Source organism: Enterobacter sp. KB-221C9, assembly GCF_041320715.1.
In the GTDB taxonomy this organism is placed as follows: domain Bacteria; phylum Pseudomonadota; class Gammaproteobacteria; order Enterobacterales; family Enterobacteriaceae; genus Enterobacter; species Enterobacter asburiae_D.
In genome coordinates this window covers 1-9,573 of sequence record NZ_JBGIWG010000029.1, presented here as the reverse complement: position 1 = coordinate 9,573, position 9,573 = coordinate 1, and the positions used below count along the sequence as shown (strand labels likewise).

The following is a 9,573-nucleotide window of genomic DNA, read 5'->3' as shown; positions in this document are numbered from 1 at the left end:
AATATAAATTGTCGGGTTAAGTTATGAATATTTATTGCTGAATAAAATATGAGCTTTTAGAAAACAACAGTTTGATTTATGTTACAATATCCTTCCATGAGAAATTTATGATGAAATCAGAAGACACTCTTGACTGGTACCCAGCGCAGTTGCCGACAGTAAAAATTATTTTAGGTGAAGCAGTGCTTGCTGTGGGTAAACAGGGAAGGCCGATTAATACACGGACCTTGCTCGAGTATCTTCAAGTCATGCAAGGTAAGCAAAAAAGACGTGATGATCAAGTTGCTATGCAGACTGCGATTGAAGTGCTTAGAGACAATCAGCGCATTAACGGTAGGCGTTAATGCGCTCTTAAGATCCCTTAGTTCTGAGTGATCTCTACTATGTGTCTTTGACCATCCTGCTTTAAAGGTATTCGGTCATCAGACAGTTCGATACCATCTAGTATAACCTGATACTCCCCGTTGCCACGTGTAATGGTAATCTCGTAATAACTTTCGTCATGTTGATATGTCAGAGAAAAAGACTCCCACTCTGCTGGTAACAGGGCATGTATGGTCAAGACATCACCGGAACGTTTTATGCCCATCAATTCTTCTGTAAGAAGACGATAGGCCCAACCCGCTGATCCGGTGTACCAACTCCAACCTGCACGTCCAGTATGTGGCGCGATGCTGTAAACATCTGCACTCATTACGTATGGTTCTGCTCTGTAAATCGCAACTTCTTCGTCAGTAGACGCGTGGTTTATTGGATTGATCAGTGACCAGAGTTGCCACGCACGCTCTGCATTTCCCATTCGGGCAAATGCCATCACGGCCCAGATAGCACCATGAGTATATTGCCCGCCATTTTCACGCACACCAGGCACATAACCCTGAATGTAACCGGGATTTGGTCCGTGTCCATCGAATGGAGGCGAAAGTAGCTTTATCAACCTGGATTCGGAGTTTACCAAATGCTTGTCCAGAGCCTGCATTGATTTACCGGCACGTCCACAGTCTGTCGCACCGGATAAAACGGACCAACTTTGAGCTATTGCATCAATCCGGCAGTCTTGAGAACTTTTGGATCCTAAAGGCGTTCCATCGTCAAAATATCCACGCCGAAACCATTCCCCGTCCCAGGCTGTCGCATTCAGATTTTTTTGCAAGTGTTCCGCCTCCGTGCGACACAGCGATGCTACAAGCTTATCTTGCTGACGCTCAGCGTGCGTCGCGAAACGCTTTAAAATATCGAACAGGAAGAACCCGAGCCAAACGCTTTCACCTTTTCCTTCGATGCCGACCCGGTTCATCCCATCGTTCCAGTCGCCAGCACCCATTAGCGGCAGACCATGTTGTCCAAAACGAAGCCCATGCTTAATGGCTTTAACGCAGTGTTGCCATAGCGTCTCTTCGGTGTGGCTGATTAGTGGTGTATCGTAAACGGACTCTTCTCCAGGCTGGAGCTGACGCCCTTCCAGATAAGGAATCATCTGCTCTAGTATTCCGATATCCCCAGAAGTGTCGACGTAGTGACAGACGGCGAGCGGGAGCCAGAGAAAATCATCTGAACATCGCGTGCGTACGCCGCTACCGTGAGGTGGATGCCACCAGTGCTGCACATCGCCTTCAATAAACTGTCTTGACGCACATAGTACTATTTGGTCGCGCAGGCGTTCCGGTGCAGCGTGGGTCAGTGCTAATGTATCCTGGAGTTGATCGCGAAAACCAAATGCGCCACCCGATTGATAATAGCCACTGCGCGCCATGAGACGACAGGCCATTGTCTGATATAGAAGCCAACCGTTAACTAGCTTATCAACTGAATGGTCTGGTGTTTTGACCACTATCTTATCCAGCATGCGGTGCCAGTGACGATGGACATTGTCCAACTCCTGTCGAACGACATTTTCATCCAAATAATGATCGAGTATAGTCTGAGCCCGGGCGGAGTTTTCCTCGCTGCCGAGTACAAAAATAAAGGTCTTCTGATCACCGTCAATTAGGGTGGTAACAGACTGAACTGCACCGCATGGATCCAAACCAGCGCCCGTATTTCCCGATAAACTGCGAAGCTTCATTGCGGCCGGTTTTTGCAAAGAGCCATTGCGGCCAATAAACTCTCGGCGATCACCTGTCAACGAACAATTAGGATCGTTGACAGCGAAAAATGCAATGCGTCCTTCGCCGTTAGCTCCGTAAAAGTTATTTGCTGTAACTCCACTACCACCCGGCACGACCACCGTATGTGTAACGATATGGGGAGCAGAACGCGAGCGTGATTCCCCAAGCGTCCACTCTACGTACCCTGTGACCGATAATTTGCGCGTGCGGCCCGAATTGTTACTAAGCGTCAGAAGTGCCAACTTAACAGGATCGTGTTCGCCAACCAGTATTGTCAACTCGCTATCTATACCACTATCGCGGTGCGCGAATACGCTGTAGCCAAAACCATGACGGGTTAAATAATCCCCGCGGCCACGAACAGGTAACGTCGTGGGTGACCATACCGTTCCGCTCTCTTCATCACGAATATAAAAAGCCTCACCGCTACGGTCGCTTACTGGATCGTTTTCCCAGGGGGTTAAACGATATTCATGAGCGTTCTCATACCAACTGTAAGCCTGTCCGGCTTCTGAAATGACGCTACCAAAACAGGAGTTTGCCAGCACATTTGACCAAGGGGCCGGCGTTGGAACATTTTCCTTCAGGATAATCTGATACTCCCGTCCATCCTCTGAAAACCCTCCATGCCCATTGAAGTTGAACAGATGTTCTATATGCGGCGTCCAGTCTTCCTGTCGATTGCTTCCCTCAGTGACAAAAGATACAAATGGCCTTTGCGGTTTAATTGGCGAGTGGAGCCGCTGATTAAGTTGCTCGTTTAGCCCGCCGGCGCGATCGTCAAGATACATACATGCAACGCTCATCAGCAATTGCTTATCTTCAGAAGACAAATGCTCCCCGTTACGGACAAAAATGCCGCCCGGTTTATCCAGCAGGCTGGCTTCTGAACCGGCATAGATTAAATCCATAATCAGTGTTTGAAGGGCCTGCTGATAGCCACCTGCGCTGTTATTGAGGATAACAAGATCCACTTCAAGCCCTTTTAGTCGCCAGTAACGATGAGCCTGAATCAGTGTAGTGATAGAGGTCATACTCTCATCGCTGGTCACGCTATGCAGTACAATCGGTAAATCACCTGAAATACCCCAGCCCCACAGTCCGGACTGACCGCGGCGGTTACGGCTTATTACTTGATCGTCGGCGCGTAATTCGTGACAGGGATAGAGCACAGCACTAGCGAGTCGGTTAAACAGCGTTGCGTCATCTTCGCTGGCATTTATCTGCCTTAGCACTACCAGACTGTGCGACCAAGCAAGCTCAAAAACACGCTCAGCGATTGGGTAATCACGGTATTTTTCCAATAATGCCTTGCTTTGCTGACGGCTCTCACTGATGCCATAAACGATATCAATCGTTATCGGAATGCCTGGCATGAGTCTCACAACTTGTCGGATCGCTAGGACAGGATCCAGCACGGCACCGGAAGTATTGCTGAGCGGCCCGTTAGCATAGATAGCAGCGGCATCAGCCGGACTTCTGCCCCTTCCAATAAACTTAGCTCGGTCTGTTTCAAACGAGGCTTCATTATGATCATTGCTATGCACCACCATCATGTGAAACAGAAATGGGCTCGTTTCATCTGGAGAACGCGGTCGTCGATGGCAAAGAATAGCTTCCCGACTGTGATCAATCTCAGTTTCGATGAACAAATTACTGAATGCCGGATGCGCTAAATCACTGGTTTCTGGAGCAATCACCACTTCAGCATACGTTGTTAGCTCGAGCGTTCGCGGTAGACGGCCATGGTGTACCAGGGTGACACGCCGCAGCTCTATATCATCCTCCGGGGAAACCACAACCTGTGTCCTAACGCTAAGGGCTCCGAAGGTACGCCTGAATTCTGCGCCTGCGTCGGTGAAGATTATCTCATCGCTGCTATTCGCATTTCCGCCCATGGGCTGCCAAGTATTGCTCCATACCTCATTCGTATGCGGATCGCGGATATAACAGAACGATCCCCAGTTATCACGGGTTGTATCGCTGCGCCAGCGGGTAACTGAAATCGAATTCCAGCGGCTGTATCCTCCACCACCTGGCGTCAGCATCAAGTGGTAATGGCCATTTGAGAGCAGCTGTATTTCCGGAGTAGGGCTGTCTACATGACTGAAAACTCTCGGTTCATATCGCACCGGTTTAACCCTTCCTTCATGGGATTCAAAATGACGGCGAGGGCTGTAAAGATCGACTGCATCCGGGACGCGTTCCTGCAATAGAAGATTCGCCGACATAAAGGTGGGGCTTGCCATAAATCGCTCGATCATTGGGGCATCAAGCAGGATATGCGCTAGCGCCTGGAATCCCATCCCTTGGTGGTGTGCCATCCAGGACTGTACAACCGCGTACAGTTGCCCGGTAGCAAGCCGTGATGGCGTGTAGTCCAGCGCTTCATAAAACCCGTATTCGCCATGTGCACCGCTCTGCTCCAGTCTAAGTAAGTTTTCGCAGGCCTTCTGGGGGTAAACGAGCAGAGCCAGTAGTGTTGCATACGGCGCGACTACCATATCGTCCGCAAGTCCTCGGCGAAGACCGAGTCCAGGTACCCCAAATGCCTGATACTGATAATTACGCTGGACATCAAATGCATGATAGCCGGACTCAGAAACGCCCCATGGTACGCCACGTTCCTTGCCCCAGTTAATCTGACGTGTCACCGCGGATTTGCCCATTTCATCAAGCAAACTGCCACGCCAGTTTGGCATCACTAGATTCGGCATCAGGTATTCAAACATCGAGCCGCTCCATGACATTAACGAGGTTTCATTGTCGATATTGGTGAACAACCTTCCCAACGCATACCAGCTTTTCATCGGAAGCTGATTTGTCGCGATAGCGAGATAACTTGTCAGCCTGATTTCAGAGGGCAGAAGGTCATAGTGGCTTTTATCGGCGGTATTTGTGTCGCAGTTATATCCGACACTGAGCAGGCTGGTAGCTTCGCTGTAGAGAAAGGCAAAATCCATTCGCGCATGGTCATTTAACCTCTTTTCAAGTTCGCTGATGATATCCAGCCGCAAACGGGCGTGAGTAATAACTGATGCAGGAGGCGTTCCTTCTCCGGTATCGGTACTCTGCGCCAACCAGCTTAGTGTTGGCAATGTCTCGCTTGGGTATGTAGGGGGTAACCACGCGAGCAGATGTGACCATTCGTGGCATAATTCAACCAACTGATGCTCCAGATGCTCGGCCCAGCGCAGCACAAGATCACCTTCCTGCTGACTCGCAGCGGTAAGATATTTGCACTGAGTACGCATTTTTTTAAGTTCGCTATAAAGAGCTCCCGAAGGAAGTTCCACTGAGCTGAAACACTGCTTTTGAAGCTCTTTAAGTGTATCCGGTGCCCCCGGCCCCCAGTGTTTTTCAAGAAGTAATAATGTATCGTTTAACCCTGCAAGTATTCTTTCGCCATTCAAAATCGGCTGGTTTCGCATGGCTAATAACCCTTCACGCAGAGTCAATAGATGTCCAGCCATATTACCGCTATCCACGCTTGATACGTAACGCGGACTGAGCGGCGCAAGTGTTCGAGTGTCATACCAGTTATATAAATGACCACGAAAATGTTCCATATTATCAAGAGAGTCGAGCGTGAGCGTTATGCGTTGTAAGACGCTGCCGCCTGGCAAATAGCCAAAATCCCAGGCAGTAAGGTTAGCCAGTAGTGATAACCCAATGTTGGTAGGGGATGTACGGTGCGCGATCGTCGGCTGCGGTATTTCCTGATAATTATCGGGGGGGAGCCAATTTTCTTTCGCTGTGGCGAAGGTCTCAAAAAAAGACCATATTTCTCGGCTTGTCTGTCTCAGCAGAAGTTTCTGCTTATGATCTGGCAAAAAGGGCTTACGAGCGGGTTGGCGGCTCAGCCAAGCCATAATAATGGGAGCTATGCACCACCCGACGCTAATGGGCAATGCGATGAACAGCATCAGCGGATCAAACACCAATGCTAGTGATGTGAGACTCAGACCGCAGGCAACATTCAGCCACATTTCCCGATAAAAACCTAAAACAGAGACACTGGATTGGTAGTTATCTGGGTTATAGCTTACCCATTGGTTGAGGTTACGCTGGCTTACACCAAGTCGCCAAAGCGTAACTCCAATAGCGAATAATGAGTAACCGGCCTCGTGGGGTAGTATCATAATCGTGAGACCGATACGTGAAATGCGCTTCAAGGCTCCAGCTGAGACCAGTTGCAAATGTTGTTTAAGGGGACGGCGGTGCGGTTTATGAACGAGATCCCATGCTATGCTAAGCGCCGCAGGAAGAAACCATATTAGCGTAAGCACGCTAAACCAGTATAAAGGGTTGGGGAGCCAGAGCAGCGTGCTCAATACAAGCAGCATGATCGACGGCGCTACCAGGCTGCGTCGGAGATTATCCAATAATTTCCAACGAGAAAGAATGGACAATGGATTTTTTTCCCTGCTTCCGTCAGCTTTTCTGACCCGAACCCTTAACCAATTGAGCAGTTGCCAATCTCCGCGGATCCAGCGCGTACGACGTGCGACGTCTGAGATATAATTAGTTGGATATTGTTCGTAAAGTAAAACGTCGCTCAGCAGACCAGAGCGGGCGTAACATCCTTCGAGCAGGTCGTGACTGAGTACGAGATTTTCCGGACAGACGTTGGCAGTGGACTGGACAAAAATATCTACATCATAGATACCTTTGCCTACGAACGATCCCTCGCCAAAAAGATCCTGATATATATCTGAAGACATCATCGAATAGGGATTATTACCCGGGATGCTGCTGCGCATGGCGGCGTAGTGCCCCTGACCGTAAAGAGGCATTTCCTCTGCTAAGCCTGGCTGTAAAATTCCGTACCCTTTAACGACTCGTTGGAACGTTGGATCATATTCTGGTTTGTTCAGCGGATGCGCCATTGTGGCCACCAGTTTATGGGCTGTATCACGAGGCAGGAGCGTATCACTGTCAAGAGTGATGACGTATTTAATCCGTCCGGGCAAAGCCTGCGAGGGAAGGTCTGCAACGCTCGAAAACTGGGTTCCCGGTTGGCGTAACCAGCTGTTAAGAAGAGCTAGTTTGCCCCGCTTGCGTTCATATCCCATCCAGATTCTCTGCGAATCGTTCCACACCGGCTGGCGGTGCAGTAGATAAAATCGAGATCGGCCGCTAGGGTTGCGCCGATTAAGTCTCTGCATCTCAGCAATCGCTTGCCTTAAAAGGACAGTGTTTTCCTCGGTATCCTCAGTTGATGAATCCGGAAAATCGGTAAGAAGTGCAAAGCAGAGATTTTCATCCTGATTGCCAAGGCTGCAGACTTCCAGGCGGAAGAGAAGTTTGCAGAGGCTTTCATAGCTTGTCAGCATGCAAGGGATCGCAACCATTGTGGCATATTCAACTGGTATCCCACTTGAAAAGTCCATCCGCGGCAGAGGCCTGGGAATACGAAAGCGTGTCGTTGCTTCGCTAAGCATATCGCTGGCGAGTTGACTAATGGCAACAATAAGGGGGAGTGCTAGGGGGATGAGCAGCCAGAATATACCCTGTAGTGCAGTTTCATACAATATGGTAGCTGAAGCGGCCGTGGTCAAAAGACTCAGGCTACCAAGCCATGACAGAAGGGGCGATTTATTCATACTCTGCCGCAGCCGTTTCAATAGAGACCTTTCAGCTGACAACAGTTTTTCAAGTTGTGGCCTTCCACCCCCAAGCAGAAAATAACCGATATGTCGGTGCTCAGGATCTAGACTCGGTTCGCAAGACATTGCCATCACACGGTTTGCAACTTCCGGCTCACTTAAGATCGCATCCCTGGCAAGCGTTTCAATCACATGGCGATAATGATCTCGGGTGTCGAAGTGCATGTGAGGATATATACCAGCTGGGTCAAGGCGTAATGTTTGCTCGACTACGCTGATGGTCTCTGCAAAATCAGACCAGTTCGTTTCATTCAGCAGACGTAAACCCGAAATACTGTTACTGACGGAAAGCTGGCTGGCGGCAAGCTGCTGATTGAAGCGATGAATCAGGACCTCAGTTGTAACACCTTGCTCTGCAAGACGTTGTTCAATCCAATTCAGAGGGAGTGCAAGAGCATTGCCATGTCCCTGCAGACGACGAACCATTTCAGCGACAAAGGCACTGCTCAGCGGAGGGTGAGTACGCGCCATATCGGCAACAATCATAATTAGGTCGGCGGGAGCATTCTCTGCACAATCAAAAATCCGCGTTATCCACATATCTGCAAGATTTCGCTCCTGCTGGGCTTGGGTCACTTCGTTGCTCACACGACGCAGGTTTTCAATCAGCGCTAGACGCAGCATTCCTGGCAAAGCCCATATCTCCCCCAACGTCAGAGGTGTCACCTCTTGATAGGCGGAAATATAACTGGTAAGACTGCTGGTGTCCCAGCGTCCGTCGCCATGCGCTATGGCCTCTGAGGCTAAGTCATAAATTCTGGGACATCTATGCGGGTAGGCTAGTAGCGGAAGACCCTTACCAAAGCTTTTCGGTAAGTGCTGGCGTACCATGCGAATCTGCTCTTCAATCAGGTAATAGTTGTCCAGCAGCCACTCACCTGCGGGCATGATACTCGTTTTTTTTCCTGCATTGAGTAGATAGCAACATCGCGTAATTATCGTTTCATTGTCAGTTAGTCGTTTAAGAAGGTAGTACGGTAGTATTTCCGGAGACAATTTGTGCGTACGAGCCAGTTTTTTTCCAAAGCGTTCCAACTGAGGGGTAGAAAACAGTTCCGAACGTAAATAGTTTTCTCCTCCCCAATCGTTGACTGTGGCTGATATGTGTGCGCTGCCTTCGGGCAGAATACGAGAACGCTTAAACCACGCGATATGTTTCATTTTCATAGGGTTGCTCTTTTGCTACGTTAACGCGCAGGAGCAGATGCGAAATCAGTTCAGAAACGTTCTCTCAGGATGGGCGTAAGGCATCGGGGATTTTGACAACTGCTGATATTATTTTAAGTGTAGAACATCGGCTGTGAAGCTAGCGCGGAGAGATAAAAAGTGCTTTACACCCCGGACAAAGCATGGGGCTTTTTAGACGCAGTTTAGAGGAAGACTGAGCGGATTTTAATCCGCAAACAGGGCAGGTGACGGTGGTGGTTAATACGCTTCCAAAAAGTTTCATTGCGTAATCGATAACAGACATGATGATTAGCCTCTCAATGAATGTATTTCACTCTATCACATCTGGCTAAAATTAAACCAATTTAAAAGTCACCCAATTTTTTAACATAAGTGATGTTTTTTTCTCTTTTCTAACACATCGCTTTCATGTCCGATTTAGAAGCGAATGAATTCCAACCTTTTAAAATCCTTATGTTATTTTGCGACGCGAGATCAGTTTGATCTAGGTTGCCGCCTGGATTGAACACTTGATTTGTTCTACAAGAAAAATCGGTTGATTCAAATTCGATGTTCTGAAAGCGTTGCAAAACCCGTAAGATATGTTTATAAATATACTGTATATACAT

General features: G+C 48.8%; 3 protein-coding genes. 1 reads left to right on the top strand and 2 read right to left on the bottom strand.

Features of this window, described 5'->3' with window-relative positions:
* Nucleotides 1-110 precede the first annotated feature (110 nt).
* Nucleotides 111-344 carry a hypothetical protein gene (locus tag AB8846_RS23210; RefSeq protein WP_370733774.1) on the top strand — a complete coding sequence of 78 codons (234 nt, stop codon included), beginning with the start codon at nt 111-113 and terminating at the stop codon, nt 342-344.
* 17 nt (nt 345-361) lie between these two features.
* Here AB8846_RS23210 and AB8846_RS23205 read toward each other — a convergent pair whose 3' ends face one another.
* Entirely contained in the window at nt 362-8,944 is an 8,583-nt protein-coding gene (locus tag AB8846_RS23205; RefSeq protein WP_370733773.1) for a GH36-type glycosyl hydrolase domain-containing protein, read from the bottom strand.
* Nucleotides 8,945-9,083: 139 nt separating this feature from the next.
* Complete coding sequence (locus AB8846_RS23200) at nt 9,084-9,248, bottom strand: YnfU family zinc-binding protein (protein ID WP_213730115.1); 165 nt, start codon at nt 9,246-9,248, stop codon at nt 9,084-9,086.
* Between the last annotated feature and the right edge of the window lie 325 nt (nt 9,249-9,573).

Bases quoted from the DNA above. Each gene is read 5' to 3' on its own strand.
- AB8846_RS23210 (WP_370733774.1), top strand. From the start codon at position 111: ATGAAATCAGAAGACACTCTTGACTGGTACCCAGCGCAGTTGCCGACA.
- AB8846_RS23205 (WP_370733773.1), bottom strand. From the start codon at position 8,944: ATGAAAATGAAACATATCGCGTGGTTTAAGCGTTCTCGTATTCTGCCC.
- AB8846_RS23200 (WP_213730115.1), bottom strand. From the start codon at position 9,248: ATGTCTGTTATCGATTACGCAATGAAACTTTTTGGAAGCGTATTAACC.